Origin of the sequence: Rhodococcus sp. 06-470-2, assembly GCF_002258235.1 — a bacterium.
Lineage (GTDB): Bacteria > Actinomycetota > Actinomycetes > Mycobacteriales > Mycobacteriaceae > Rhodococcoides.
In genome coordinates this window covers 136342-160757 of record NZ_NOYB01000031.1, presented here as the reverse complement: position 1 = coordinate 160757, position 24416 = coordinate 136342, and the positions used below count along the sequence as shown (strand labels likewise).

Annotated in this window: 24 protein-coding genes; 19 read left to right on the top strand and 5 right to left on the bottom strand. The window is 60.6% G+C overall.

The window, feature by feature from the left end:
* Window positions 1–18: 18 nt before the first annotated feature.
* Window positions 19–1257, bottom strand: a complete 1239-nt coding sequence (locus tag CH276_RS15310; RefSeq protein ID WP_176459269.1) for an MFS transporter — start codon at window positions 1255–1257, stop codon at window positions 19–21.
* A gap of 524 nt (window positions 1258–1781) precedes the next feature.
* On the opposite strand from CH276_RS15310, the gene CH276_RS15305 reads away from it, so the two are divergent.
* The 8 genes from CH276_RS15305 (at window position 1782) to CH276_RS29020 (ending at window position 10214) form a co-directional block, all read left to right on the top strand.
* Window positions 1782–2459, top strand: coding sequence for an aspartate/glutamate racemase family protein (locus tag CH276_RS15305; protein WP_037183658.1), 678 nt, complete (start codon window positions 1782–1784; stop codon window positions 2457–2459).
* Between the two features lie 43 nt (window positions 2460–2502).
* Window positions 2503–4044, top strand: coding sequence for a four-carbon acid sugar kinase family protein (locus CH276_RS15300; protein WP_217901413.1), 1542 nt, complete (start codon window positions 2503–2505; stop codon window positions 4042–4044).
* A gap of 76 nt (window positions 4045–4120) precedes the next feature.
* On the top strand, window positions 4121–4972 hold the full coding sequence (locus CH276_RS15295) for a class II fructose-bisphosphate aldolase (RefSeq protein WP_094622341.1): 852 nt from the start codon (window positions 4121–4123) through the stop codon (window positions 4970–4972).
* Between the two features lie 810 nt (window positions 4973–5782).
* Window positions 5783–7156 carry an MFS transporter gene (locus tag CH276_RS15285; RefSeq protein WP_217901412.1) on the top strand — a complete coding sequence of 458 codons (1374 nt, stop codon included), beginning with the start codon at window positions 5783–5785 and terminating at the stop codon, window positions 7154–7156.
* Between the two features lie 29 nt (window positions 7157–7185).
* Entirely contained in the window at window positions 7186–8214 is a 1029-nt protein-coding gene (locus tag CH276_RS15280) for a zinc-dependent alcohol dehydrogenase family protein (RefSeq protein WP_094622270.1), read from the top strand.
* 180 nt (window positions 8215–8394) lie between these two features.
* Complete coding sequence (locus CH276_RS15275) at window positions 8395–8733, top strand: carboxymuconolactone decarboxylase family protein (RefSeq protein ID WP_037183663.1); 339 nt, start codon at window positions 8395–8397, stop codon at window positions 8731–8733.
* A gap of 456 nt (window positions 8734–9189) precedes the next feature.
* Window positions 9190–9648, top strand: coding sequence for a lipocalin-like domain-containing protein (locus tag CH276_RS15270; RefSeq protein ID WP_037183665.1), 459 nt, complete (start codon window positions 9190–9192; stop codon window positions 9646–9648).
* 206 nt (window positions 9649–9854) lie between these two features.
* Complete coding sequence (locus CH276_RS29020; RefSeq protein WP_037183667.1) at window positions 9855–10214, top strand: cyclophilin-like fold protein; 360 nt, start codon at window positions 9855–9857, stop codon at window positions 10212–10214.
* 133 nt (window positions 10215–10347) lie between these two features.
* Here CH276_RS29020 and CH276_RS15260 read toward each other — a convergent pair whose 3' ends face one another.
* Window positions 10348–11223 carry a helix-turn-helix transcriptional regulator gene (locus CH276_RS15260; RefSeq protein WP_037183669.1) on the bottom strand — a complete coding sequence of 292 codons (876 nt, stop codon included), beginning with the start codon at window positions 11221–11223 and terminating at the stop codon, window positions 10348–10350.
* A 278-nt stretch (window positions 11224–11501) separates the two neighbouring features.
* Here CH276_RS15260 and CH276_RS15255 point away from each other — a divergent pair, with 278 nt between their 5' ends.
* Both CH276_RS15255 and CH276_RS15250 read left to right on the top strand, forming a co-directional pair.
* Window positions 11502–12098: a DedA family protein gene (locus CH276_RS15255; RefSeq protein ID WP_052060096.1), complete on the top strand. Its 597-nt coding sequence runs from the start codon at window positions 11502–11504 to the stop codon at window positions 12096–12098.
* A gap of 404 nt (window positions 12099–12502) precedes the next feature.
* Window positions 12503–13891, top strand: coding sequence for an MFS transporter (locus CH276_RS15250; RefSeq protein WP_094622267.1), 1389 nt, complete (start codon window positions 12503–12505; stop codon window positions 13889–13891).
* Window positions 13892–13897: 6 nt separating this feature from the next.
* Here the strand turns inward: CH276_RS15250 and CH276_RS29015 are convergent, their stop codons facing one another.
* Window positions 13898–14107: a hypothetical protein gene (locus tag CH276_RS29015; RefSeq protein ID WP_254924330.1), complete on the bottom strand. Its 210-nt coding sequence runs from the start codon at window positions 14105–14107 to the stop codon at window positions 13898–13900.
* Here CH276_RS29015 and CH276_RS15245 point away from each other — a divergent pair.
* Entirely contained in the window at window positions 14076–15308 is a 1233-nt protein-coding gene (locus CH276_RS15245; RefSeq protein WP_369597434.1) for an MFS transporter, read from the top strand. The two genes, CH276_RS29015 and CH276_RS15245, sit on opposite strands and share 32 nt — an antisense overlap.
* A gap of 10 nt (window positions 15309–15318) precedes the next feature.
* Here the strand turns inward: CH276_RS15245 and CH276_RS15240 are convergent, their stop codons facing one another.
* A complete protein-coding gene (locus tag CH276_RS15240; protein WP_094631332.1) occupies window positions 15319–16740 on the bottom strand; it encodes an aldehyde dehydrogenase family protein in 1422 nt (473 codons plus the stop codon).
* 215 nt (window positions 16741–16955) lie between these two features.
* Here CH276_RS15240 and CH276_RS15235 point away from each other — a divergent pair, with 215 nt between their 5' ends.
* On the top strand, window positions 16956–17699 hold the full coding sequence (locus tag CH276_RS15235; RefSeq protein WP_094622264.1) for an SDR family oxidoreductase: 744 nt from the start codon (window positions 16956–16958) through the stop codon (window positions 17697–17699).
* Window positions 17700–17755: 56 nt separating this feature from the next.
* Window positions 17756–18178, top strand: a complete 423-nt coding sequence (locus tag CH276_RS15230) for a universal stress protein (RefSeq protein WP_037183679.1) — start codon at window positions 17756–17758, stop codon at window positions 18176–18178.
* 116 nt (window positions 18179–18294) lie between these two features.
* Here the strand turns inward: CH276_RS15230 and CH276_RS15225 are convergent, their stop codons facing one another.
* A complete protein-coding gene (locus CH276_RS15225) occupies window positions 18295–19485 on the bottom strand; it encodes an acyl-CoA dehydrogenase family protein (protein ID WP_094631331.1) in 1191 nt (396 codons plus the stop codon).
* A 62-nt stretch (window positions 19486–19547) separates the two neighbouring features.
* Here CH276_RS15225 and CH276_RS15220 point away from each other — a divergent pair, with 62 nt between their 5' ends.
* The 6 genes from CH276_RS15220 (at window position 19548) to CH276_RS15195 (ending at window position 24415) form a co-directional block, all read left to right on the top strand.
* Window positions 19548–20291, top strand: coding sequence for an SDR family NAD(P)-dependent oxidoreductase (locus tag CH276_RS15220; RefSeq protein WP_094631330.1), 744 nt, complete (start codon window positions 19548–19550; stop codon window positions 20289–20291).
* 18 nt (window positions 20292–20309) lie between these two features.
* Window positions 20310–21521: an acetyl-CoA C-acetyltransferase gene (locus CH276_RS15215; protein WP_037185268.1), complete on the top strand. Its 1212-nt coding sequence runs from the start codon at window positions 20310–20312 to the stop codon at window positions 21519–21521.
* Between the two features lie 25 nt (window positions 21522–21546).
* Window positions 21547–22365 carry an aspartate/glutamate racemase family protein gene (locus tag CH276_RS15210; RefSeq protein ID WP_244165056.1) on the top strand — a complete coding sequence of 273 codons (819 nt, stop codon included), beginning with the start codon at window positions 21547–21549 and terminating at the stop codon, window positions 22363–22365.
* A gap of 5 nt (window positions 22366–22370) precedes the next feature.
* Window positions 22371–22712: a carboxymuconolactone decarboxylase family protein gene (locus CH276_RS15205; RefSeq protein ID WP_037185272.1), complete on the top strand. Its 342-nt coding sequence runs from the start codon at window positions 22371–22373 to the stop codon at window positions 22710–22712.
* A 98-nt stretch (window positions 22713–22810) separates the two neighbouring features.
* Window positions 22811–23578: an SDR family NAD(P)-dependent oxidoreductase gene (locus tag CH276_RS15200; protein ID WP_037183685.1), complete on the top strand. Its 768-nt coding sequence runs from the start codon at window positions 22811–22813 to the stop codon at window positions 23576–23578.
* A gap of 63 nt (window positions 23579–23641) precedes the next feature.
* On the top strand, window positions 23642–24415 hold the full coding sequence (locus CH276_RS15195; protein ID WP_037183687.1) for an SDR family oxidoreductase: 774 nt from the start codon (window positions 23642–23644) through the stop codon (window positions 24413–24415).
* Window position 24416: the final 1 nt, after the last annotated feature.

The following is a 24416-nucleotide window of genomic DNA, read 5'->3' as shown; positions in this document are numbered from 1 at the left end:
CTGCCAAGCGCATCGGAACTATCTGGGGCTGGTCGACTCATCGACCAGCCCCAGATCGCTCGATGTGACTGCGGTTCGGCGCCTGTGACGCACGCAGACCACGCACAACACCGCGATGTCGACGGCAATGAGTATCGATGCGATCATGGCGACAGCAGGCGTCTGGCCGAGCCCGTAAGCAAGAGGCGCCAGGACGGCACCCGTCGAACCACCCGCAAAGACGGCGACCATGAACATGGTGTTGGCTCGCGCCTCGTACTGCTCGTTTGCGGAGAGCACCCTCGTCTGGTTTGCTGCCTGCAGCGATTGGTTGCAGGCAGTTACGACGAACAGTGATACCGCGAACAACGCGATGTGATCGGAATCGAGTGCGACGGATATGCAGGCGCACAACAAGATCGGCAGGCTCACTGCGATCACCCCAAGGGATCCGAATCGGTCGATAGCCGGGCCGAAAAGTGGGGTTATCACAACCGCTGAAAGGCCGACCAATCCGAAGAGTCCCGCGGACGCAACCGACCAGCCGTGGGTCTCCGACGTCAGATGTATCACGCTGACAGTCCAGAACATGTTGAACGTCGCGAATGCGAAGAACTGTATGAACGAGGATTCGACGAGTTCGGGACTACGTGTGGTGAGCCTCAAAGTATCGGCCAGAAGCACGCGGTACTTACTGCCCGGTGCGGGAGTTACCCACTTCACCTGCAGAATTCGTCGAGTAAGCGGAATGGTGCAGAGGATCGTCGCGGCGAAAACAGCAACGACGAGCCTCCATCCGATCGAGTCGACAAGCAGACCGGCAATGATTCGGCCACCGAAGACCCCGATCAGAAGAGCGCCGACCATGGTCCCGGTAGCCCGGGACCGTTTGTCCTCCGGAGCCAATTTGCCCACCACCGGAATGAGGACCTGCGCAATATTGGCCACCAGCCCAACTGTGAAGAAGCTGATCGCTAGCGCAACGACATTGGGCACCACCGCGGACACTGCTAATGCCACGCCGAGCGCGGCCGACTGAATCGTGATGTGTCGACGCGGATGTACTCGGTCGGCAAGTGGAACGAACAGGAAGATTCCGATTGCGTAGCCGATTTGGACCGCGGTCGCCACTGCACCGGTGACCAACGGTGAGATACCGAACGACGCCGCCATGGCGGTCAATAGCGCCTGTGGCAGATAGATGATGCTCACTGCAATGGAAGCCGAAGCCGCAAGAATCAGCAGACGGATGGTCCAGGTTCGTTCTCGCGATGCCAATGCCGATCCTTGCTGTGGGCGTCGAATACTCGTCGGTGAGGCGCATCAGGGGAGTGCGCCCATTCCAGACTGTCGACTCCACTCTACGTTGATCGGCACATATTCTGGTACGCGGGGGAATTGGGCGATCACGCTCGTTCGGCCGACGTGAGCCGCGTGGTTACGCACATCGCGGGTCCATAGAGGGAGGCTATATGGCTGATCACAAACCGATATTGGACATGGAATTGTGCATGCCTGTTAATGGTATGTGACCCGAAAGGACTTTCAGGGGAGGGAATGGTCGGATCGCGCTCGAGCGCCGATCGGGCTGACTCCCTGCGACCACCCTTCGCCGCGGACCTGCCGTTTCGTGAGCGCGTCGACCGTCAGCCGGCTCGTGTTGTGACCAATTCACGGCCGTGCCACTGCGCCATGCAAATTGATTACGCGTCGCGATCTGCGGACGTAGCCGTTCGCCCCAATGAACCGTTCGCCGAACACGCTCTGATTCACAATCCGGTGCCACCTAGAAAGAGGATATCGTGACAAAGAAGATTGCAATTCTCCATACGAGTTTCGTTTTCGTCTCCGTCGAGCCTGTGATCAACGACTTGATCGCCGAGTTGATTCCCGATGCAGAGGTGATGCATTTCGTGGACTCCGATGTTCTGGCCACAGTCGTTCGCGAACAGGGAATCTCTCGGAAGAGTGAGGAACGGATGACCCGTCTTGCCCAGGCTGCGGAGGCCGCAGGTGCCGACATCATCTTTTCCGCGTGCTCCTCGCTCGGCCCGGCGTTGGATGTTGCCGCGCAGAACGTCAACACCCCCGTAGTTAAGATCGACGAGGCAATGGCACTCCAAGCCGCCAGCGACGGTCGACGGATCGGCGTTCTGGCAACGGTGCCGACCACTCTGGGCCCTACGTCCGATCTGATCGAAAAGAAGGCAGTCGAGATCGGCCGCGAGGTGGAAATCCAGCAGCGGTTGTGTGAGGGTGCGTTCGCGGTTCTGATGGCCGGAGACCGCGAAAAGCATGACGCACTGATTATCGAGCAGGCGACGAACCTCGCCGAAACGGTCGACCTGATCGTTCTGGCGCAAGCTTCGATGAACCGCCTCGCCGAGGTGTTGCAGGAGAAAACTGGGGTTACTGTGTTGTCCAGTCCGCGCATGGGTGTCGGTTACCTGGCTGAACGCGTCTCCGCAGTGGCCGTCTGACAGATCCGAGTTTGTCTACCTCGAAACCGAACTAGCCGTCACGATGGAGTGCGCAGTGTTGCTCGAACATGAAGTGTTGTCAGCTTTTCCCGAAGAGGTAACGATTTCAGCGTCGGCCGTGTCGGAGAACATCGCGCACGACGGCGACAGTTTTCGCGTATTGGTCGTACTGGATGACGACCCCACAGGCACGCAGTCCGTGTGGGACGTACCGGTACTCACCCGGTGGGAGCCGAGTGATTTCGACTGGGCCTTCAAGCACATTCGAGAAGAGAAAACCAAACCGGCTGTCTACGTACTGACCAACACTCGAAGCCTCAGCCCTGCCGAGGCCGCTGCCCGCAACGAAGAGGCGGTACGAAACGCGCTGACATCGGCCGCGACCGTAGACGGACGCTTGACACTGTCGTTCGTAAGCCGGAGTGACTCGACTCTGCGTGGACACTACCCACTCGAGCCCGATGTCATCGCCGCCACCGTGAAAGCGGTGACCGGCGATGGCACCGATGGCGTTGTGGTCGTCCCTGCATTTCCCGACGCAGGTCGGATCACCATCGGTGGAGTCCACTACATGCGCGCAACGGGTACCGAGTCGGGAAACCTGATACCCGTCGGGGAAACGGAGTTTGCGAGCGATGCCAGCTTCGGCTTCGTCCACTCGTCGCTGCCCGAGTACATCGAAGAGAAGTCGGACGGTCGTTTTCCTGCGAAGTCCGTGATCGTCCTGGACCTGAACGTCATTCGAGCGGGTGCGGCCACACAGGACCCGAGCGTCTCGGCGAAAGCTATTGCCGATGCCATCGAGCCTGCAACGAACTCGACTCCGATCGTCGCAGACGTTGTCACGGAGAACGATCTTCGAGCCTTGGCGCTCGGACTGCTGGAAGCCGAACGCCGCGGAAAGAAGCTACTGTACCGAGTCGGTCCGCCATTCGTCCGGGCGCGCATCGGTCAGGAAATTCGTGCCGCTCTGGTGTCAGAGGACGTATACGCAAGCAATACTTCCGCCCAAGCCGGCGGATTGATCGTGGTGGGATCGCATGTTGCGATCACCACCCGTCAACTCAACGCCCTCACATCGACTCACGGATCGGCTCGTGTCATCGAAATCGATGTCGAGCAGCTACTGCTTTCCGGTCGCCAAGCGCCCGACAATCCGTATATCGACGGAATCGTCGCCGATGTGGTCGATGGCCTGCATGACGGAGACGTCATCGTGCACACTTGCCGAGCACTCGTCAAGACCGATGAAGCGTCGTCGAGTTTGGAAATTGCTCGTACCGTCTCCGCTGCGGTCGTTGATGTCGTGAAGAGGACCCTCGAAGCCTTTCCGCCCCGGTTTGTCATCGCCAAGGGAGGGATTACGTCCTCCGACGTGGCCGCATACGGTATGGAGATCCGCCACGCGATCGTGCGCGGGCCCATGCTGCCCGGCATTGTCTCTCTGTGGGAGCCAGCCGAAGGTCCGGGTAAAGGCATCCCGTACATCGTATTTCCCGGCAACGTCGGCGACGATCGATCGCTGGTCGATGTGACTCGAAAACTGAGTAGCAAATTCGAGGAAGAAGTCGGCGGGACAGCATGAGCACATATCGCGGATCGAGCTCGTTCGTAATCCGACAGCTGGGTTCCACTGCTGGGTGTTGGCACGGTGTCCTCTGATGCGCACGCGACTCGATGATCTGGTTTCTGTGAGCCTGTTGCGTGGGTCGGCTGTGCCCGCCTTCACCTGTTACGACTTCACGACGGCGCTCGCCGTTGTCGCCGCTGCGGAGACTTCCGGCTGCGGGACGACGTTGCTGGTCGCTCCCAAGGTGGCGGCGACCGAGAACGGGTGCCGGCTGATCACGGCACTTCGAGGCCTCGCGGACGGAGCCGTCGTTCCGGTCGCAGTCCAGCTGGACCATGCTGGAGACTTGGAAGTGATCGCCGCGGCGGTGGCGGCGGGGGCCGATTCCGTTCTGGTAGACGGTTCTGCCCTCGCGTACGAGGACAACATCGCGTTGGTCCGAGCGGCACGAGAGCTCATCGGCCCGAACATCGTTATCGAAGCAGAGCTGGGTGGCCTCGCCGGCGACGAGGACCGTGCTCATGTCGCGTCCGATGCCGAGGAATCCAGTGCTGGCCTCACCGATCCCACATTGGTCACGGACTTCCTGGCTCGGACCGGTGCTCAACTTCTTGCCGTTGCAGTGGGCAATGTTCACGGCGCATATCGCGGCGAACCACAGTTGAAGTGGGATGTTCTGCGCGACGTCGCCACGCGCACCTCGATACCACTCGTCTTGCACGGTGCATCGGGAATCCCAGCGGAGGATCTGGCCAGGGCGAGAACGATGAACGTCGGCAAGATCAACTTCAACACAGAGCTGCGAACTGGCATTCTCGAGGTTCTCGAACTCGAAATCCGTTCGTACCGTGCGGACGGGGAGAACCTGCTCGGTCTGCTGGGGCGGTGGGATGATGCTGCCCGCGCATTCGGCGTTGCGACCCTGACGAACCTCACTCGTTGAGAGCCACAGAGCAATCGGCATCGAGCATCTTGTAGAGCGCGGCAGGGGTCCTCGCTCGATTATGGCGATCGGATGGACCGTACAACCGAATGAGCAGCGTCGGCGACGGTGTCCGCTATATCTTGTTCCGCCGCCAACACCGTTGGTTGTCATCGGAAATCGGGCGGTTGGGTTGATCATTCGGCGATCGTCGAGCCGGTCGTGGCCCCTGTCGACAGGCATGCTTGTAGACCCGCACTTTTCCACTCGAAATGGCTGCGCTGCGTGCGGGGGATATCTCGGCCGAGCAAAATTCCGAGCCGACCGGGTGCACCGCACATCGCGCCGATTCCTGCGCTCGGCCGACCGAAATTCGAGTAGGCGAAACGCATCCACTGTGTCCGGCACCTCGATCGACCAGCAGTTGGTCGGTGGAGATCGTAGTGGTCTATATGCCGAATCGGCTTTCGGTATTGGACGTGGGCGAGCTGTGACGACTTAATGGACATCGAGCTCAACGTGATCTGTACAACAAGAAAGACGATTGATATTGCACGCGACCAAGTGCAGCATCTCGCTGTTGCCTGCCAACGGATCCCGCGAAGACCACCTGGAGCTCGGTGCTTGCGCCCGACGAAATAAGAACACCAATCAAAGGTATGTTGCAGTGAAAGCTGAACTTCGAACGTGTCCGGTCGATCGAAGCAGGCGAGGTGTACGGCTTCTCGGTGTCGGTACTGAGCCAGTGTCGAGAGGGGCGGGGCAGTGAGCACACGCATCGATGTTGGTAGGCGACTCGACAACTTGCCGATGGGAAGATTCCATCGGCGCATGATCATTCTGGTAGGGCTCGGAATGTTCTGGGATGCATTCGACAACAAGCTCTCTGCTGCAGTTCTTGCTTCGATGCTGCCTACCGGCTTTTCTACGCTGGAACTGAACTCTCTGTTTCTGTCGTTCACGTTCGCTGGTCTGGCGATCGGGGCAGCGTTCGCGGGTTGGCTCAGCGACCGCGTCGGCCGAGGCTTCGCATTTCAGTTCAACCTGGGGTTGTTCGCAGTCTTGGCGTTGTGCGCCGCGATTGCACCAAACATGGAAATTCTGATTGCCCTGCGCTTTCTCATGAGTATCGGGATGGGTGCCGAATACGTCATCTGCTACGGCATGATCACCGAGTTCATTCCGCGTGCTCGTCGTGGTCGGTATCTGGGAATCCTCGGCTTCTTCGGTGGACTGGGGGTGACAGTGTCCGCTGTCTTGGGTTGGTTGGTGATTCCCACCTTCTCGTGGCGCGCGATGTTCGTTATCGGGGGCGTCGGTGCACTCGTTGCGTGGTGGCTGCGCCGGTCGATGCCGGAGTCGCCGCGGTGGTTGGAGTCACGCGGGCGGTACGAAGAAGCCGAAGCGGTCATGCAGGAGATCGAAAGGCAGAACGGCATCCCGCACAGCCTGAACAACTCACCGGAGAGCTCCGACGCCGCGTCGACCTCCGTCAGCGCGAAGGCCGAATGGGTACCGATCACGGTGCTGTTTTCCCGTCCGGTGATCGCTCGGACGGCAATGGCTTTGTTCCTCACTGTCATCTGCTTGTTCGGCTCCAACGTGATTACTGGTTGGATGCCCACTTTCTTCGTCGAGCAGGGGCTCACTGTGTCGCGGTCCTTGGGCTTCAACGCCGCGATAATGTCCGGATACGTTGTCGGGCCGTTGCTGTGCGTTCTGATCGCTGACCGCATCGGTCGTCGAAACAGCATCGTGATCTTCGGAACACTCGCTGCGATATTCGCGGGTATCTATCCCTTCATGCAGCATCCGGCTCTGATTGTCGTTATCGGTTTCATCCTGGTGGCCATGGCCGCATCGTTCTTGACGATGTGTCTCGGCACAGTGCCTGAGTTCTTCCCGACCGCCTTCCGGTTCCGCGGCGGGGGATTGACTCAGACCGTCGGTCGTGTGGGCTTGATCTTCTCCCCGTTCATCGTCCTTTGGTTGTACTCCCACTTCGGAATTGTCGGAGTAATCCTGGCTCTGTCGGGCTTGTATGTGATCGCAACCCTGATGTATGCCGTTGCGCGCGTCGACACTTCTCGAGAAGCTCTCAGCCAGATCTCCGAGGAGGCTCTGTCCAGAGACGATCGAGAGGCCGATTCTCGGACGCCGAAGGACGCCGACGTGTCGGTCGGACCGACGCGAACCGGCAACTGACCCCGTCAACCACACATGGGAGCCACAAAATGGATGCCGTAATTTTTCTTGGCGAGAACAAGATCGAGGTTCGTCGCTTACCGGATCCAGTGCCAGGTCCGGACGAGGTGGTCATCAGTGTCAAGGCCTCCGGGATGTGCGGCAGCGACCTGCATCACCTACACAGCCCGAAACGGCCCGCGGACGCACTGGTAATCGAAGGCCATGAGCCGTGCGGAGTTGTCGATTCCGTAGGAAATGCGGTCCGACCCACCGAGGCACAGGTGGGGGATCGCGTCATGGTCCATCACTACGACGGCTGCCGCGCATGTCGGTACTGTCGCTCCGGTTGGACGCAATACTGCCCGAACGGACGCATCGTGTACGGGGGCCTCAACGGCGATGGTGCACACGCTGACTTCATGAAGGTCCCTGCGCACACGCTGATCAAACTGCCGGATTCTTTGTCGTTCAAGACGGGTGCTGCGATCTCGTGCGGAACGGGTACTGCGTTTGCGGCGATCAAAAGGATCGACCTGACCGCTGCTGACACGGTCGCGATCTTCGGTCAGGGACCTGTCGGATTGAGTGCGACGTTGTTGGCCAAAGCATTCGGTGCTCGCGTCATTGCGGTGGACATCGATCCTGCACGACTCGAGATGGCGAAGCGGTTCGGTGCCGACTTCGTTGTCAACTCCGCGGAAGTCGATGCAGTGGAGGCCGTTCGAGCGTTGACAAGTGACGGCGAGGGTGCAGACAAGTCGATCGAATGCAGCGCCAACGCTACCGTGCGTCAACACGCAGTGCTGTCGATTCGGCCTTGGGGGACTGCGTGCATGGTCGGTGTATTCGGCCCCTTGGAGATCAGCAGTGACGAGCTGATCCATCTTCACAAGACGATCGTGGGGTCGCTTACGTTCAGCAAGAATCTCCAGGAGGAGTGCGCATCGTTCGTGGCGGAGCGTGACCTCGACATCGAAGCACTGTTCACAGACGAGTTCCGGATTTCCGAAGCTGAACGTGCTTACAGGTTGTTCGATCGACGCGAGATCGGCAAGGGCGTATTCGTCTTCGACTGACGCCTCGGTGTCGCACGGGCAGCAGGGGACCAGCGCTTTGGCCACAATCCTCGAGAGCTCCGGGTCTCATATCTTCAGGTTCGAGCAGTGAATGATGCCCTGTCGGTGCGCTCTTCGGCAGGGCCTTCCCTCCTCGGGCCTTACACGCCATGCTGGTGATATCGACCAGGAAGGATTGCCGTGACCGACCAACCAAAGCAAGTAGGAGGTGGGCGGGCGAGCTTCGGGGAGTTCGCCCCTAAGCTCGCCGAGCTCACCGACGACGTGCTCTTTGCCGATGTCTGGAACAGGACCGAACTTGCTGCCCGCGACCGAAGCCTGCTGACAGTAGCGGTGCTGACGGCCGGGGGCGACACCGAGCAGCTCGGGTTCCACCTCGGGCGCGCTGTTGAGAACGGCCTAACGCAGAACGAGCTGATCGAGGCGATCACGCACGTCATGATGTACGCGGGTTGGCCCAAGGGGATGGCTGCGATGGGCGTCGCTAAAGAATTGTTCGACGGGGATGCTGCCCAATAAGTTGGGCTGCAGGTGAGCTCAATCGAATCGATCGAGATTGCAGGATCGTGAAAATCGAGTCCGCTGTATTGTCGCGACGGTTCGTTTCGCCCCGGGAGCCAGCACGGCATGCACTTACACATGAACGGTCAAAACTTACGCGTCATGCAAAGAATAGGACTGCCCCGTTGCCGCGTCGGGGGTGTTCGTGAAACACATCTCCGTGGTTCAGAAGGGCGAGGATCCTGCCAGCCAGCAGTGTTTTGACGCCGATCCGATGCGTTCAGATGTCGATCGCCTGCCCGGACCGGCCCCATGGGCGGTCGCTGAATGTCCATGTTCGGTGTTGCAACGCGGCTGATCGGTACGACGGCGACAGAGGATGCGAGATAGGTGCCCTGGCAGGGACTCCCATTGTCCGATTTGTGCACCTACCGTGTGGAGAGACGATTTGTCTCACACTCAAAGGTAGGAACGATGAAGAAGCAAATACTTACGGGAGCAATCACATTGGGGTTGCTGGGTTCGATCGCTGCGTGCTCGCAAGGCTCGGACGAGGAGGGTAGCGACTCGCTGGTCGGCGAGTGGCGCATGACGTCACTCGAGGTCGGGACCGAGGGCGACCTGCAGCCGGTGCCTTACTCGGGCCAGATCACCTTCACCAGTGACACAGTGTCCGTCCAGGCCATGAACCCAGACACCGAGGCACCTGACACGGCTTTGACGGTGCAGGGATACGAGGCGTTCTACGGCGACCTGACCACCGATGCGGATGCCGGAACATTCACCATCACAGTCGAATCGGCGTTGGCACGCGATTTGATCGGGCAGACCCTCGATCGAAACTACGAGGTCGATGGCGACACGTTGGTCCTGACGCCGAGTGATCCGGCAGACGGATTTCGTGTGACCTACGAACGTCACTCCAGCTCGTGAGCGGGATGGGCACGACAGCCAGGGTCCGATCGAGAATGCGCGGGGCGTCGTCTGCGGTTGGACTGCTGTGCGTCCTTGCACTTGTGTCCTGCTCCGGGGGAACCGATTCCCCCGACGTCGCACCATCGGAATCTTTTGCCACGCCACGGACCGCGGATACCGCGACGACCAGCGGGGAGAATGTCACGACGGAGAATGGAGAATCCATGCGAGTCGAAATTCAGGTAGGCGGCACAACGGTCGGTGGAACGCTGAACGACAGCGCGGCAAGTCGTGAACTGCTGGCACAACTTCCACTGACGCTTACCCTGTCCGATCACGGCTCGGTGGAGAAGACCGGACCGCTACCTGCCGAATTGACAACCGACGGTTCACCTTCGGGAGCGGACCCCAACCCGGGTGACATCGGGTACTACTCTCCGGGAAACGATTTCGTCCTGTACTACGGGGACCAAAGCTACTTCCCCGGAATCGTTATCTTGGGGAGCATGGACGAGATCGGACCCGACGTCGTCGGGGCGATCGAAGGCAGCGTGACGGGTACAGTTGCTCGATCGGACCGATGAACAGCGGACAATAGGAGCGGTTCGTGCACCCGCCTTCCAGCCGGCGGGCGGGTGTTCGACGCGTAGCAGGTTCGGCGGTCGTGTCGTTGTCACTGAGCAGGTGACGGACCGGCAGCGGTCGAAATTCGCAGTGTTAGAACTGACTGTTGCTCGGGCTGTGTTCGGCGGCCCAAGACCCGAGTAGGTGCAGTCGCTCGGCACTCGGAGAACCTGGTTCGGCTGTGTAAACCATCAGGATGGAACCGGGATCGGCGGTGATGACCAATTCCTCGTAGGCGAGGTGGACCTCACCGACGATCGGGTGATTGAAGCGCTTCTTGCCAGCGCCATGCGACCGAACGTTGTGCGCCCCCCACAGCGTTCGGAAAGTTTCGTCTCGCGTCGAGAGTTCTCCCACCAAGTCTTGCAGGCCCTTATCGTGTGGATCGCGTCCGGCTTCTGCTCGCATGATGGACACGCACATCTGAGCGAATGCATCCCAATCGGGATAAAACTCGCGGGATATCGGGTCAAGAAATTGAAACCGCGCAAGGTTTGGAATTCGCCCACCGTCACCGATGATCGGCGCGTAGAACGCTTTGCCCAGGTTGTTCGTAGCGAGGAGATCCTGTCGCTGATTTCGTACGAAAGCGACGCCGTCGGTAATCGAATCCAGTGCCCACTGGAGGCTTATCCGAGGAGCAGCGGCGCGCCCGGCCTTTCGGCGCGGGCGTCCGGAGGTGGGGACCCCATCAGCAGCCCGCGCGAGGTCGAGTAGGTGTGCGTGCTCGGTATCATCGAGGCGCAGAGCGCGCGATAGCGCATCGAGTACGGATGACGACGCACCGCCGATCGCGCCGCGCTCGATGCGGGCATAGTATTCGACGGACAGACCGGCGAGAGCAGCTACCTCACTACGTCGCAAACCGGCTACGCGCCTGTTCCCGCCGCCTGTGATGCCCGCATCCTCCGGCGAGACCTTCGCTCGGCGGGTCATCAGAAACTCGCGTACCTCCGCTTTGTTGTCCATGTGTCGAGCGTAGAGCCATTCACGGCAATGAAGGATGCCCTATCCGTACACCTTTCGCGGAGGCACTGTCGCGACGTCGCATATTCCGACTTCGCGTGCGAAGCTTGACTCGTCACGAATCCGACCGGGTCAGGTCGCACAATGTGGATCGATCGATCATCTGAACTCTCCGTCCTTGCTGAGCGCCACTGCGGCTACGTCGACAACCGGCACCACCGCAACGGAGCCTGGTTGCGGTATTCAGCAATCTCGTCAAGAAGCTTGGAAAGGTTGGAGCGGTGCCCGATGTCGGACTTGTTCTCATCTGTCTGGCCGGAATCTGTGCGCCGTATCTGCTTGGTGCAGCCGGGATAGTCCTGCTGGCGGAGTCTGCGCTGCTCGTGGGGCTCGTTCTTCCGGGAACCAGCACCGTGCTCATCGTCGGGTCGGTTGTAGGGCTCGGTCGCGTAGACCCGATCGTTGCGGCAGTGGTGATGGTGTTGGCGTCGTCCGGGGGTGCACAAACTGCCTTCTTGTTGCGCCGCCGTCGTGGCGGCGAGAATGCGACACCGCTTCCCTCGAAGAGAGGTTCTTCAGCGAAATTTGTCAGGCGGGCACAGAGCGGTTTCGCTCGCCATGCCACCGTCGCCTCCATCGCCAGTCATCTGTTCGGCGGCACCAGAACCCTCGGTCCGCGACTAGCGGCTGCCTCCCCCATGTCGTTCCGCTCTTTCGCGCTGTGCAATTTTGCCGCCGCGGCGCTGTGGGTAACTATTCTGCTGGTGTTGGGCAGCACCGTCGGTGCCAATCCGAACATTGCCCCGTATCTCATCGCTGCCGGTGTCGGCCTAATGTCCATCACATACGGCATGGGACTCGTGCGCCGCCGGGCATGAACACCCTCTGCGTTGCCGATAGAGTCGGCACCGACCTTCGATGTAGCTGCATCCCCGTAAATGGATTCTTACGACTGCGATTTCAGCAGTCCAGTGGACGGTAGCCCCGTTGCCGATTGTCGAATCGCTGCCGCGTCGAAATGCCGTCTGTGGCCGACCTGTTTCATCCCACCTGCTCGCTCGGTATCTGATCAGACGTTGGGTGACCGCGGTCCTGCCTGCACCCCGTCGAGTCATATTCATTGTCAAACGTATGACAATTACTTTAGCACCTTATTGACATACAGATTGGTTTAGTACAGCATGTACTTGAATGTGTCGTCCGTTACATCATGCGAACTGGTCTGTGCCGTCAAAGAGGCCTGAGCGGGCAGAGGTTCTCGTCGCAGAACAAAGGAGAGCGAATGATCGCGTCGCACGAAGACAGTGACCGTCGAAAGAAGCTTGGCGGAGCGATAGGCGAAATCGGAACGCAGTTCGACTACTCGGTGTACGCGCTGATGGCGCCGACCATCGCGATTCACTTCTTCCCGGCAGGAAACCCAGCCGCCGCGATTCTGGGAACCTTTGCGGTGTATGCACTTTCATTCGTTGCGAGGCCGTTCGGCGGTGCACTCTTCGGGTATGTCGGCGACAAGTTCGGCCGCCTGGCCGTCTTGTCTTGGACCGTCGTGCTGATGGGTGTCGGAACGATGCTCATCGGAATGATCCCAACCTACGAGTCGATCGGCATCGCGGCGACACTCATCCTCATTTTCTGCCGCCTGCTGCAGGGCCTGTCGATCGGCGGTGAGACGACAGGAGTCGAGAGCTATATCGTGGAGTCGGCACCCGCGACGAAGCGAGCATCGTGGATGGGAGCAGTGAAGTCCTTCTCGTACTGGCCCGTCGCAGCGGTGGCGGCGATCATCTTTGGGCTTCGCTCGGCCTTGGGTGAAGAGGCGTTCGAGGCGTGGGGATGGAGGATCCCCTTCATCCTTGGTGGAGTCGTGGCCGTTGTCGGCTACGTGCTGCGGAGGACGTTGGAGGATCCCGACGAATTCCTCGAAGCAGCAGCGGAGTACGAGAAGATGACCCCCCGTGACGAATCGGGGAACGCGGTGGCCGGCGCACTGCGTGGGACCTTCAGCACACGTAAGTCCATGCTGCTCGTGATAATGCTGCAGCCCCCGTACGCGATCGGTGCCTACCTGCTCAGCGGCTACATGTACACATTCGTCGTCAGCCAGGGCGGTATCGCTGCAACGAGTGCCCTGCTGTCGAACATGGCTGCCATCATGGTGCTCGCGGCACTGCTTCCTGTGATGGGCATTCTGTGTGATCGGCTCGGCCGCAAGCCGATGTATTACGCCGGGGCAATCTGGCTCCTGGTCGCCGCATATCCCGCGTTTGCGCTTGCGGGGTCGGGAACGGTGGCCGGAGCCTTCGTCGGACAGGCGCTTCTCTCGATTGGCTTGTCCGTGTACGGAGCCGCGATGTTCACCGGAATGGTCGAGATCTTTCCGACCGCACTCCGGTGCCGGGGACACGGAATTTCGTACAACCTTTCCGTAGCCCTGTTCGGTGGCACAACGCCGTTGATCGCAGCAACGTTGATCAGCGTCACCGGAAATCCGGTATCGCCTGCCTTCTATGCAATGGCGCTCATCGGTCTGATCGGATTGGTGGGGGTGTGGCTCGTACCGGAAACCAAGAACACCGACCTGCGGACTTCTGTCTACGGACTGCCCCGTTCGGACTCGGAACCTGTCGTCGAAGCGTCCGACTCGACGAAGGTCGCAAATCGATCGTGAGTCACTTCATTCGATGAATCTGACAGAGAGAGCCGTCGGAGCGAAGGTCCCGGCGAAAGTCAGCGTCTCCGCTTCGGCGGCAAGTGTCTTGCAGCCGTTGAACTCTTCGATGATCGCGGTGGCAATGGTTGCCATCGTCACGCATTTCGGATCGACCACAGGCGCATCGTGGTTGATTTCCGGAATGTACATAGCCACAGCGGTTTCCGCGCCCATCGGCGGAAAGCTCGGTTCGATCTTCGGGGCGCGCAGGATCTATCTCGTGGGGCTCGGGATCGTCGGAGTGGCAACGATCGTGGGCTCTTTCGCGCCCAATATCAACTGGCTCGTTGCCGCGTACGTGTTGCTCGGAACGGGCATGGCTACACATTTTCCGAACGCGATGACGATCATTCGCAACTATGCAGACCGTCACCGAAGTGACCCGAAATCGGCATTGCTGACGCTCGTACTGTGCAGTCAGTCCGTTGCTGCCCTCGGTCCCACTCTGGGGGGACTTCTGGTCGGGACTTTCGGATGGCAATCGATTCTGTGGATCAACCTTCCGGTAATCGCAGCCAGCGCGATCGCAGTACTTCGATACGTCGATCGGGGTTCGGCTTCAGCGCTGGGAAAGTCCCGACGCTCGGTGCTTCGAACGTTGGACCTCCTCGGTGTCGGGCTCTTCGTCGTCCTGACCGCTGGTGTCATGATGTTTCTGCTCTCCCTGGCCGAAACGCCTTCGTGGCTTCTGCTCGTGGTCCCCGCCCTAGCGCTGATCGCCTTCGTAGCGAGAGAATGGCACACCGACGAACCGTTCATCGATGTCAGGGCGCTGGTTCGGAATCGTTCACTCAGCGCGACTCTGGTCCGAACGCTCTTGACCTACGTGGCGTTCTATTCGGTGTTTTTCTCGGTCCCGCAGTGGCTGCAGTATCAGCGCGGAATGACGGCGACCGAAACAGGCCTCACTATGTTACCCGTTGCCATCGTGGCAATGGGGTCGACATACGTTGCCTCGAAGGTATTGGCACGCTGCGGAATTCGATTCACCCTCACCGTAGGGTCGCTTGCCCTGTCGATCGGTGGACTGCTATTGGCCACCGTGGAGCGTTCCACGGCCCCCATCGTCGTCGTGCTTCTAGTTGCAGCAGTCCTCGGCGTGCCCAGCGGGTTCAACAACCTGAGCAACCAGAGCATGGTCAACTCTGCGACCTCGGTGGACGAAGTCGGTACAGCTATGGGGATGTATCGCACGGTGCAGTTTCTGGGAGCGAATCTAGCCGCAGCAGTACTTCAGTTCACCGCCGGTCCGGACGTGGGTGACGACGGGATCCGTGACACCGGCTGGGTGGTCATCGCAATCTCGATCGCGCTGCTGTCCGGTGTTATGGTCACTCGAAGCCTCACCCGCGGAAAACGCGTTTCCCGCGGGTGAGAAGCTGGAGTCAGGCGAACCCGTAGATCGACTTGACCTCGAGGTACTCCTCGAGTCCGAACTCGCCCATTGATCGGCCGATGCCGGACTGCTTGTAGCCACCCATGGGCGTGAGCGAGTTGGTGTTGGCACCGTTGAACGACACCCGGCCAGCCTTGATGCCGCACGCGAACTCGTAACCACGATCACGATTCTCACTAAAGACGTAACCGCCGAGACCGAAGATCGAGTCGTTCGCGATATCGAGTGCCTCCTGCTCGGTGCGGTAGGGCATGACGACGAGCACGGGGCCGAAGATCTCTTCCTTGGCGAGTGTCATCTTGCGATCAACGTCGGCGAGAACGGTTGGCTTGCAGAAGAATCCGCGATCGAAACCGTCCGCCCTGCCCAAACCTCCGGTGACGAGCGTCCCGCCCTCGTTGATGCCCACTTCGATATGGTTTTGGACGCTGTCGTACTGATGGGAGTGCACGAGCGGACCGTGAGTTGTCGCCGGGTCTCGGGGATCGCCGAGGCGCATCCGTCCGATCTCGTCTTCGATGAAAGGCAGAATGTCTTTCACTTGGGACTCGTGCACCAAGAGCCTGCTGGGGGCGTGGCACGACTGCCCGGTATTCGAGAACCCGCGCTGTACGTTCCAACGAGCGGCCTTTTCAAGATCACCGTCGGTGAGAACAATATTTGCGGACTTCCCGCCGAGTTCGAGACATACGCGCTTGACTGTGAGGGCCGCCGATTCGCCGACCTTTACTCCCGCGCCCGTAGAGCCGGTGAACGACACCATGTCGACGTCGGGGTGTCGCGAGAGGGCGTCGCCCACCACGCTTCCTCGCCCGATGACCAGGTTGAAGACGCCTGGAGGTGTTCCGGCTTCGTGCATGATCTCGGCGAGCGCGACGCCCGAGGCAGGCGAGGCGTCCGAAGGCTTGAGCACCATCGTGCAGCCGGCGGCAATTCCGTAGATCACCTTGATGACCGAAGTCTGAATGGGCCAGTTCCAGGGCGAGATGAGGGCGCAGACGCCGATGGCCTCGCGCCGGACAAGCGTATCGGCCAGCTCGCGCTGAAACTTGTAGTCGCGAATGAGGTCACGAGCGACCTTCATGTGACCGGCGGGGCCGCTCACCTGTGCTTTGAAGGAGACTGGAACGCCGACCTCCTGCGCAATGAGCTGAGCAAGTTGGGCTTCACGGCTTTCGTACACCGCGATGATGCGATCGATCAACTCGATCCGCTGGCCGACGGTCGTTTTGGAGTAGCTGGAGAATGCAGTTTTCGCCTCCGCTACAGCATGATCGACATCTGCGGTCCCACCCCCGGATGCCACCGTGGCCCAGGGCTCTTCGGATGTCGGATCGACCAGGGTCCGTGTTCCTTGGCCGCTGGGCGTGACCCATCGACCACCGATGTAGTGCTGTCCGAAATGCTCCACTTCAAGCCTCCGTGCGTTGAAAAAGTCAAACTGAATGTGAAATGTCAGACCGAAGCATACTCTGTATCGAAGACGCCAAGAAGTGTCTGAACGTTTTAATCACTTGACTAAAAATCAACTGTCTGACATTATGCATTTAACATGCCCTACCATCGAGCCACTCCACTCCACTCCACTGCACGGCTCCGGGCGCTCGACGACGTGAGGATTATTTCGTGGGTTCATTGACAGGTAAGAACGTCTTGATCACTGGCGCTCTCGGCACCATCGGCCAGGCACTGGTTGGCCGGTACGTAGAGGAAGGTGCCACTGTCATCGCGTTGGATCGACCTGACGCGCCCGACGCTCAGCAGACCCTGGACGGTATCGGCGATGGGATTCGATTCTTCGGGTGCGACCTGGGCGATCTGGAGGGTATCGAGACGTCGGTCAAAGCTCTGGCCGACGAGATCGGTGGGGTCGATGTCTTGGTCAACAATGCCGCGCTGGTGATCTTCAAGCCTCATGCCGAATTCACCATCAAGGAATACGAGGATCAGGTGAGGGTGAACTCCTCGGCCGTTTTCGTATTGTCGCGCGTGTGTTCGGAGCACATGAAGGAAAAGAACTACGGAAAGATAGTCAACATCACCTCGCTCACCCTCACCGGCCGCTGGACAGGTTATGTGCCCTACATTGCGTCCAAGGGAGCAATGTACGGACTGATCAAGGGTATGGCCCGTGAGCTTGGTGATTACCTGATCAATGTGAATGGAATCTCGCCCGGTGCGGTCCTCTCCGACGCGGAATACCGCGACCGTGGAGACAAGCAGCCGGAGTACGACGCGTGGGTGCTCGAGAACCAGAGTATGAAGAAGCGCATCGCAGCGGTCGACATAGCAAACCTTGCCGTCTTCCTGTCCACGCCGCAATCGGACATGATCACTGGCCAAGACATCGCTGTCGACGGCGGGATGTGATTCGATGCAATGCCTTCCGCCAATAGTCGTCGTCTGATCAGGACAAGGAGTTCTCTGTGTCAAGCATCATCGTTGTCGGAGTGGACGGCGGGGAGGCCTCGATGCGTGCTGCCCGCCGAGCGGCCGAGATCGCTCGGAGGCTGGGATCGAGTCTGCACGTTGTGAACGCCGTCGACCGTGGCACCGTCAAGGAGTATCCCGGCCGTCCGGGGTCTACTGCCGTGACCTCGGGTGAGTTTGCGGACGCCATCGTCGGTGACGCTGCGGACGAGCTTCGGACCACGGTCGAGCAGGTGACGACTTCGGTGGTGTACGGCCGCGCCGCGGTCGCTCTGTCAGAGGAGGCTGCTCGGCTCGATGCAGAGCTCATCGTCGTGGGAAACAAGCGGGCACAGGGACTTTCGCGTGTGCTCGGAAGTGTTGCCAGTGCCGTCGCTGCTCATGCGCCCTGCGACGTGTACATCGCGAAGACCGTCTGATCGCACAATCGCACATACAGGCCTGGACGTGACCCCCGTGAGGGTCACGTCCAGGCCTGTATGAGCGACAGGTGGTGCGGCGGAACGAGGGTGTGCTCGTCCCGCCGCACCACATTTCAGAGCTTGTACTCGGCGAGCATCGCTCGACCGACGATGATCTTCTGGATATCCGTCGTACCCTCGCCGATCAGCATGAAAGCTGCTTCGCGGTAAAGCCGTTCGATCTCGTATTCCTTCGAGTACCCGTAGCCACCGTGAATGCGGAACGAGGCCTGAACGACCTCGTTGCAGTATTCGCTGGCCACCATCTTCGCCATTCCCGCTTCGACGTCCATCCGCTCTCCGGCATCTTTCAGCCGAGCCGCGCGCACCACCATCGAGTGTGCGGTCTCGACCTTGGTGGCCATTTCGGCGATGCGGAACAAGATCGCCTGGTGTTGGGCGATCGGCTTGCCGAAGGTCTCGCGCTGCTGGGCATACTTGACGCCCAGTTCGAAGGCTCGATTGGCGATTCCCACTGCGCGCGCGCCGACATTGACACGTCCCACTTCGACGCCGTCCATCATCTGATAGAACCCCTTACCGGTTTCGCCGCCCAGCACCTGGGTTTCGTCCACCCGATGATGATCGAGGATCATCTCGGTGGTGTCGATGCCCTTGTAGCCCATCTTGTCGATTTTGCCGGGGATGGTCACGCCCTGTGCGGTCTCGCCGAATCCGGGTTCCTTCTCCACCAGGAATGTCGTCATGTTCCTATAGACCGAGTCGGAGCCGTCTTCCGTCTTGCACAGCACGGCGACGAGATTCGAGGAGCCACCGTTGGTCAACCACATCTTCTGCCCGGTGATCTCGTATCCTTCGGCCGTCCGCTTGGCCTTGGTGGAGATGGCCGCCACGTCCGAACCGAGCCCGGGCTCGGACATCGAGAACGCGCCGCGAACCTCGCCGGTCGCCATCCGCGGCAGGTAGCGCAGCTTCTGTTCCTCGGTGCCGTGCTGAGTCAGCATGTACGCCACGATGAAGTGGGTGTTGATGACACCCGAGACACTCATCCAGCCACGGGCGATTTCTTCTACCACCAGCGCATAGGTCAGCAGTGACTCGCCGAGACCGCCGTACTCCTCCGGGATCATGAGTCCGAAAATTCCCAGATCCTTGAGTCCCTCGACGATTTCCGTCGGATACTCGTCTGCATGTTCCAACTCGGTTGCGACGGGAATGATCTTCTTCTCGACGAAGCGTCGAACGACATCGAGTATCTCGTCCTGCTCGGCAGTCAGTCCCGTTGTGCGCGCGAGTCGGCTCATGATCGGTATCTCCTCTGTAAATGCATTTGACTAAGGTACTAGATGTCAGACATATTACATGCATGTCTAATTCGGTGGTAGTGGTTACTGGTGCTGGGCGAGGGCTCGGTGAGGCGATAGCGCTCGAGGTTGCGCGTCAAGGCTCCCCGGTTGTCCTCGCCGGAAGATCGATCGAGCCGCTCGAAGAAGTGAAGTCCAGGATCGAAACGCAGGGCGGACGCGCGCTGGTGCGCGCAACGGATGTGACCGATTCCGACTCAGTGGCGGCATTGTTCGAGGACGCGGAGAATGCTTTCGGCCGGATTGACGTGCTGGTGAACAATGCGGGTATCGCCAGCCGTGTCAACCTTGTCGATCTCGGCGAGGCCGAATGGGACCGCATCTTCGACACCAACGTCCGCGGGATGTTCCTGTGCAGTCGTGAGGCCGGACGGCGATTCGCTCTTGCCGGGTCCGGGCGCGCGGTGAACGTTGCTTCGGTGTTCGGCTTGCTTGGCCGGCCTGGATATTCCGCGTACTGCGCGTCCAAAGGTGCCGTCATCAACTTCACTCGGTCCGTCGCTGCGGAATGGGCGCGGTTCGGGGCGCAGATGAATGCCGTTGCGCCTGGCTACTTCGCAACCGATATCAATGCCGAACTCCGCGCCGACGACGCAGCCATGGCCAAGGTCATGCGCCGCATTCCGGCCTACCGCATGGGCACGCCGGACGAACTCGCCAACGTCGTGGCGTACCTGGCGCTTACGGCACCGGATTTTTTGACCGGGCAGACCATCGCGGTCGACGGCGGAGAAGCGAGCGTCTGAACAGTGAAAGGAACAAGCATGACCGATGCAGTGATCTGCGAGCCGATCCGTACGCCGGTGGGCCGCTACGGAGGCATCTTCAAGGACGTCCCGGTGACGTCCCTCGCATCGACGGTGATGAAAGGTCTGGTCGATCGCACTGGTCTGACTGCCGAGGATATCGACGATGTCATCTTCGGCCAGGGCTACCCGAACGGCGAGGCAGCCGCCATCGGCAGGATTGCAGCACTCGACGCCGGTCTCGATGTGTCAGTGCCAGGTCTACAGATAGACCGGCGCTGCGGGTCCGGTCTCCAGGCTGTGCTGTACGCATGCATGCAGGTCGCTACCGGGGGGTCTGATCTGGTGCTGGCCGGCGGTGCCGAGAGTATGAGTCAAGCGGAGTACTACATGCCGAATGCCCGATGGAACTCAGGCGGTCTGCCCGATCTCTGTGATCGACTCGCGAGCCCGCGTAGCAATTCTGGAGGGCGGCGGTACCCAGTTCGGGGCGGAATGATCGAGACCGCCGAGAACGTTGCAGCGAGGTACTCTGTCACGCGCGAACAGCAGGATGAGTGGGCGTTGCGGTCGCAGCAGCGCGCTGCTGCGGCCATCGACGCCGGGCTGTTCGAGGACGAGATGATCCCTGTAGTCGTTCCGGGTCGAAAAGGTGAGCCACTCATCGTCTCTCAAGACGAGCATCCGCGCCCGGACACCACAATCGAGTCACTCTCGCGGCTGAAACCGATAATGGGAGCGACCCTGCCCGGCGCGTCGGTCACGGCCGGCAACTCCAGCGGTCAGAACGACGCGGCCGCAATAGCGATCGTGACGACGCCAGGGAAGGCCGAGCAGCTCGGGTTGCGTCCGTTGGCGCGGCTCGTGAGCTGGTCCCTGGCCGGCGTCGAGCCCAAGCTGATGGGTATCGGCCCTGTTCCGGCGGCACGGCGGGCCCTCGAACGGGCGTCGTTGTCCTGGAAAGACATCGATCTAATCGAATTGAACGAGGCTTTTGCTGCTCAAGTGATCGGTTGCTTCCGCGGATGGGAGTTGAGCAACGCCGATTTGGACCGCGTCAATGTCAACGGCTCCGGCATCTCGCTCGGCCACCCAATCGGAGCGACGGGAGGTCGTATTCTCGCGAACCTGTTGCGGGAGATGGATCGACGAGAGTCGCGATACGGGATGGAGACCATGTGCATGGGCGGCGGTCAAGGACTGGCTGCAATATTCGAGCGGGTGGCGTGAGGTGACACGAGTCCTGTATCTGAGCATGTCTCGGGAGAGATACTCACCTAACTACTTTCCGTATCTGCGGACCTATATCGACGGGGTGAAGTCACCGGAGGTCGAGTTCGAACTCCGAGGCACGCGGGTCGGCCGCATCGACAGCTTCCGGTTCTTCGAAGTACTCGACTGGGTGTCGATCCTCGACTCCGTCGTGGGTGCGGAACAGGACGGCTTCGACGCGGTGGCGATCGGCAACATCCTCGATCCGGCGCTTCGCGAGGCACGGTCGATGGTCGATATCCCGGTGCTGGGCCTCGGGGAGACCTCGATGTTGACGGCCTGCATGATGGGCAGTCAGTTCTCGCTCGTAGGAGTCAATCCCTACTTCGGCGGTCGCTTCGAGGAGAACGTCGCCAGATACGGATTGCGCGACCGGCTCGCGAGCATCGAATGCATGGGCCTGACTCCGCACGAACTCGATGCGTGCTTTTCGGACCACAGTGGTCGCCAGAAAGCGATCGACTCCTTTGTCGCGGCGGCGCGAGCGTCCCTCGACAAAGGGGCAGAGGTGGTCATCCCCGCGGGTGGTCGCCTGACCGCGTTCCTCAATGCAGTGGGGATCCGCGACGTCGACGGTGCACCGCTCCTCGACGGAACCGTCTCGCTTGTGACCGCAGTCGAGTCGGCTGTCCGAATACACCGGCAGGCAGGCACTTTCGTCAGTCGCCGCAGGCTGTACGCGCGGGCACCCCAAGCGTCGATCCAGGAATCTGCCGCCGAATACGCCGATGGCTACAACGTGCCTGCCCTGAAGCGATCGATCGACCGTTCCGACCCCGCCACACAACGAACAGAGGAGTGAATTCGATGGACGTGCGTTACCCGTTGAGCAAGCAGGATGTGTTCGTCTCCAATCTGGACCGTCTTCGCGAAACCGCGCCGGACGTAGCCGATGCCTTCCGTGGGCTGCGCGTGGCCGCCGACTCGTACGGCACTCTCGAACCGAAACAGCGGGAGTTCAGTCTGCTGGTGGGCTTTGCTGTCACGCGGAACGAGGGAGGTTTCCGCGTGCATTGCACGCGCGCGAAGGATGCAGGCGCGACGCTGGAGGAGATAGAACAGATCGTCATCCTCCAACTCGGCACGAGCCTCGGCCTAGTACCCGTCGTAGAGGCCTTGTCGTGGGCGCACGACGAACTCGCTGATTAACAGCAACTGTATTGTCAGACAATACGCACCATGATATTTTTACGCGTGACCACGACCACGACCGACCAGCGTATTCGAGTTCTACAGGAGAATCGTCGATGACAGAACGTAATGGCACCCGCACCGCGCTGGTGATGGGAGCGGGATCCGGAATCGGACGCGCGAGCGCCATCGAATTGGCGGGCGCGGGAGTTCGCGTCGTCGCGGCGGATCTCAATGCGCAGTCGGTGACAGCACTCGCCGCCGAAGTGGACGGGATCATCGATCTGGGACAGTCGTGGAACGCGACCGACCCGGAGGCCTGCGACGCGCTGGTCGCGGCCGCCGTGGAGGCCGTCGGGCATCTGGACACTGTCGTCTCCACCGTGGGGTGGACGGCGATCACGAAGTTCCTCGACGAGTCTCCGGACTACTGGCGTCGCATCATCGACGTGAACTTGATGTCGGCGATCTACCTGTCGGCGGCCGCGGGTCGCGTGATGAAGGACAGCGGCGGAAGCATCGTGCTGACCTCGTCCGAAGCAGGCACGGTCGGCACCTCCGGCGAAGCCGTCTACTCGGCCGCCAAAGCCGGCATCATTGCGTTGGTCAAGTCGCTCGCTCGTGAGTGGGCCCGCTTCGGTATCCGTGTCAACGCAGTGGCACCGGGTATCACCGCCACCCCCCTGCTCGAGGAGCAAGGTCTGGTATCCGGTGACGGCGCGGACGGTGGGGTGCTGGGCAGCATTCTGAGGGGCGTGCCGATGCGTCGAGCGGGTGAGCCGTCCGAAATCGCAGCTGCGATCGCATATCTCGCGGGCGACGGTGCCAGCTACGTCACCGGGCAGACCCTGTGCGTCGGCGGAGGATTGACGATGGGCTCATGACGCGCCGCCCTGCCATTCCGATCATGAGTTTCTCCAATCCCACACCGAGAGGTCGTTCACCCCATGCGTGACAAAACGGTCCTGATCACCGGCGGTTCCCGCGGAATGGGGCAGCAACTCGCGTTGCGTCTCGCCGGTGAAGGCGCAAACATCGTCGTCAACTACCGCCGCGACACCGAGGCCGCGAGCCAGACCGTCGAGGCCATCGAAGCGGCAGGAGGAAAGGCACTCGCTGTGCAGGCGGACGTGTCCGACACTGCCGCCGTCGAGGCCATGATCGGACACGCGGTCGACCGCTTCGGCTCCCTCGACGTCGTCGTGGCCAACGCCGCAGCCAGCGCGTTCAAGCCGCTGATGGACATTCATGGACGTCACATCGAGAAGACCATGGGCATCACGGTGCAGGGCTTCCTCGACCTGGTTCGACTGACTCTGCCACACATGAACCGTGGCGGTCGCGTCATGGCTGTCAGCGGTTGGGACAGCTTCCGCGTCCTCCCGGGACACGGCCTCCTCGGCGCGGCCAAGGCTGCGATGGAGACGATCGTGAAGTACCTTGCGATCGAGTTGGCTGCCAACGGGGTGAGCACGATCGGAGTCTGCCCAGGACCGATCGACACCGACTCCTTCCGCTACTACGCCGGCGACGCGTGGGACGATTACGCGACGCAGTGGCTCGCGCAGACCCCGTCGGGTGCGTACCCGACACCGGCCGAGGTCGCCGAGGTCATGGCGTTCCTGTGCTCTCCCCAGAGCGCTGTAATCAACGGCCAGACCATCGTGGTCGACGGCGGGCTGTCACTGGCGACCATGCCAATCGGCTTCGGTCAAGGTTAAT

Coding starts and splice junctions, on each gene's coding strand:
- CH276_RS15195 (WP_037183687.1), top strand. CDS start 23,642: ATGCGTGACAAAACGGTCCTGATCACCGGCGGTTCCCGCGGAATGGGG.
- CH276_RS15280 (WP_094622270.1), top strand. CDS start 7,186: ATGGATGCCGTAATTTTTCTTGGCGAGAACAAGATCGAGGTTCGTCGC.
- CH276_RS15225 (WP_094631331.1), bottom strand. CDS start 19,485: ATGAGCCGACTCGCGCGCACAACGGGACTGACTGCCGAGCAGGACGAG.
- CH276_RS15205 (WP_037185272.1), top strand. CDS start 22,371: ATGGACGTGCGTTACCCGTTGAGCAAGCAGGATGTGTTCGTCTCCAAT.
- CH276_RS29020 (WP_037183667.1), top strand. CDS start 9,855: ATGCGAGTCGAAATTCAGGTAGGCGGCACAACGGTCGGTGGAACGCTG.
- CH276_RS15220 (WP_094631330.1), top strand. CDS start 19,548: ATGTCTAATTCGGTGGTAGTGGTTACTGGTGCTGGGCGAGGGCTCGGT.
- CH276_RS15215 (WP_037185268.1), top strand. CDS start 20,310: ATGACCGATGCAGTGATCTGCGAGCCGATCCGTACGCCGGTGGGCCGC.
- CH276_RS29015 (WP_254924330.1), bottom strand. CDS start 14,107: ATGGGCGCGGAAACCGCTGTGGCTATGTACATTCCGGAAATCAACCAC.
- CH276_RS15300 (WP_217901413.1), top strand. CDS start 2,503: ATGGAGTGCGCAGTGTTGCTCGAACATGAAGTGTTGTCAGCTTTTCCC.
- CH276_RS15295 (WP_094622341.1), top strand. CDS start 4,121: ATGCGCACGCGACTCGATGATCTGGTTTCTGTGAGCCTGTTGCGTGGG.
- CH276_RS15250 (WP_094622267.1), top strand. CDS start 12,503: ATGATCGCGTCGCACGAAGACAGTGACCGTCGAAAGAAGCTTGGCGGA.
- CH276_RS15245 (WP_369597434.1), top strand. CDS start 14,076: ATGTACATAGCCACAGCGGTTTCCGCGCCCATCGGCGGAAAGCTCGGT.
- CH276_RS15210 (WP_244165056.1), top strand. CDS start 21,547: ATGTCTCGGGAGAGATACTCACCTAACTACTTTCCGTATCTGCGGACC.
- CH276_RS15270 (WP_037183665.1), top strand. CDS start 9,190: ATGAAGAAGCAAATACTTACGGGAGCAATCACATTGGGGTTGCTGGGT.
- CH276_RS15285 (WP_217901412.1), top strand. CDS start 5,783: ATGATCATTCTGGTAGGGCTCGGAATGTTCTGGGATGCATTCGACAAC.
- CH276_RS15260 (WP_037183669.1), bottom strand. CDS start 11,223: ATGGACAACAAAGCGGAGGTACGCGAGTTTCTGATGACCCGCCGAGCG.
- CH276_RS15200 (WP_037183685.1), top strand. CDS start 22,811: ATGACAGAACGTAATGGCACCCGCACCGCGCTGGTGATGGGAGCGGGA.